Source organism: uncultured Streptococcus sp. (assembly GCF_963521865.1).
GTDB lineage: Bacteria > Bacillota > Bacilli > Lactobacillales > Streptococcaceae > Streptococcus.
Genome location: NZ_CAUQWY010000098.1, coordinates 1 through 2,641, shown reverse-complemented (window position 1 = coordinate 2,641; position 2,641 = coordinate 1). Strand labels below are relative to the sequence as shown.

The following is a 2,641-nucleotide window of genomic DNA, read 5'->3' as shown; positions in this document are numbered from 1 at the left end:
CGTTAAAACCTCACAGTGAAAATAGGAAATCTGACGCAGAAACTTTAGTTTCTAGGAAGATTTGTCTTTTTCACCAAGAGGTTAGGGAGTGCTCGATTTAGCATTACTAGTTTGATTTTTAAAACTCGAACGTCGTAATGATAAGAAGAAATCCAGAGGTTGCAACCCAGCCTCTGTTTTTCGATAAAATAGAGGATGTTGCGTATGAAAAAAGTACTTTGTATCATTTATCCTAATTTTTCTCTTTATGAGATAACCACTTTAACAAGTACTTTAGCTCTGTCTTTTGATATCACGATTGATTATGTAGCTTCTGAGAATTCGATGGTGGTCTCTGAGGATGGTTTGCCCTGTCAACCGACGAAAACATTGGATCAAATCCGTATAGAAGATTATTCTTGTGTGATTTTGCCAGGAATGGTAAATATAGGTCCTGCTCTACAAGATGAGAAATTGATCTCGTTTTTGAGAAGTCTTAATGAGAAAGATATCCTAATTGCAGCCATTTCTTCAGCGCCCCTTTTATTGGCGAAGGCAGGCCTGTTGAACGACACGAAATTTACAGGTGGAATTTGGCAAAACTTCTTTGATTATTTTGAATTTCTTCCACGTGAGAATTTCCAACCCAAACTGGTTGTGCAAGATAAAAATATCATTACGGCTATAGGCTTTGCGCATCAAGAGTTTGCAAGAAAAGTGATTCTCGGTTTAGGATTGGCAGAGAATACGGACAACTATTTTAAAGAACAGAACGAATATTCAGAAGAGGACTTGATTTTTACTCTATCAGATGAAGAGTTTAATCAAGTGAAGCAGAGTATAGAAAACAACCTCTAAATATTTACATGAAAATTATAGAAAGGAACAAAGAGTGTTCGTAACTGAACACGGGTTCCCAAATTTCTTACTCAATATAACAGAAAGGAATTGAACCCGACCTAAATCGAGGTTTGATTCAAAATATCAATAGAAAGGAACAAAGGTGTTCAGGGAATTGAACACGGGCTACGGACTGTGCCAAAAAGATAGTTTTTTCTAGGACGCAAGCGTCCGTCGTCAAAACTCCTAGATGGCTGTGTCCGTTTGACGCCCTTTGTATCTTGAATTATGAACAATACTGAATTTTATGATCGTCTGGGGGTGTCAAAAAACGCTTCTGCAGACGAGATCAAAAAGGCTTATCGTAAGCTTTCGAAAAAATACCACCCAGATATCAACAAGGAGCCTGGTGCTGAGGAAAAGTACAAGGAAGTTCAGGAAGCCTATGAGACTTTGAGTGACGACCAAAAACGGGCGGCCTATGACCAATATGGTGCTGCTGGAGCCAACGGTGGCTTTGGCGGTGCAGGCGGTTTTGGCGGTTTCAATGGGGCAGGAGGCTTCGGTGGTTTTGAAGATATCTTCTCAAGTTTCTTCGGCGGAGGCGGTGCTTCACGCAATCCAAATGCTCCTCGTCAGGGGGATGACCTCCAGTATCGTGTGAATTTGACCTTTGAAGAAGCTATTTTTGGAGCTGAAAAAGAAGTCAAGTACAACCGTGAAGCAAGCTGTCGTACATGTAATGGCTCAGGTGCTAAACCAGGAACAAGTCCAGTCACTTGTGGACGCTGTCATGGCGCTGGTGTCATTAACGTCGATACGCAGACTCCGCTTGGTATGATGCGTCGCCAAGTAACCTGTGATGTCTGTCATGGTCGCGGAAAAGAAATCAAAGATCCATGTACAACCTGTCACGGAACAGGGCATGAAAAACAAGCTCATAGCGTACATGTGAAGATTCCTGCTGGTGTGGAAACCGGTCAACAAATTCGCCTAGCTGGTCAAGGTGAAGCTGGATTTAACGGTGGACCTTATGGTGACTTGTATGTAGTGGTTTCTGTGGAAGCCAGCGACAAGTTTGAACGTGAAGGAACCACTATCTTCTATAATCTGAACCTTAACTTTGTCCAAGCAGCTCTTGGTGATACAGTTGATATCCCAACTGTTCATGGTGATGTTGAATTGGTTATTCCAGAGGGAACTCAGACTGGTAAGAAATTCCGTCTACGTGGCAAGGGAGCTCCGAGCCTTCGTGGTGGTGCAGTTGGTGACCAATACGTTACTGTCAATGTCGTAACACCGACAGGCTTGAACGACCGCCAAAAAGCAGCGCTTAAAGAATTTGCAGCTGCAGGCGATTTGAAAGTCAATCCAAAGAAAAAGGGCTTCTTTGATCATATAAAAGATGCCTTTGAAGGAGAATAAAGCAAAAAGAGCCGAGTGGCTCTTTTTACTTTATAGATTTTTTAAGACTTTCCTTAAGTAATGACGGACGGTAGCGACCTTCTTCGAAGTTCCATACCTAAACTTTGAGCCTAGGTCTCAAAGTTTCCGGACACCTGAAACCAAACTGTTTCAGGTGTTTTCATTACGGCGGAAAGTCTTCGATTTAGTTGTGAAATGGTGAATGAGTTGCCTAAATTATGATGTATAGTTGATGAAATATAACTTGTTTACGTTTTAAAAAGAGCCGTTGGGCTCTTTTACTTATCTTCAGTTTCCTGTGTTTCTTTGATCACAGCTAGTCTAGTCTGGATATCCTTTTCTAAGACCTTAAACTTGTAAGTCAGGTCTTCTTGGTATTCCTTGATGAGTTCTTTTT

2 protein-coding genes are annotated in these 2,641 nt (G+C 41.5%); both read left to right on the top strand.

Annotated elements, in window-relative coordinates; all coding sequences use genetic code 11:
- The first annotated feature begins 204 nt into the window (after positions 1 to 204).
- Positions 205 to 837 carry a DJ-1/PfpI family protein gene (locus RWO85_RS10320; protein ID WP_314415768.1) on the top strand — a complete coding sequence of 211 codons (633 nt, stop codon included), beginning with the start codon at positions 205 to 207 and terminating at the stop codon, positions 835 to 837.
- Between the two features lie 270 nt (positions 838 to 1,107).
- A complete protein-coding gene (gene dnaJ / locus RWO85_RS10315) occupies positions 1,108 to 2,244 on the top strand; it encodes a molecular chaperone DnaJ (RefSeq protein WP_001066319.1) in 1,137 nt (378 codons plus the stop codon).
- The last annotated feature ends 397 nt before the right edge of the window (positions 2,245 to 2,641 follow it).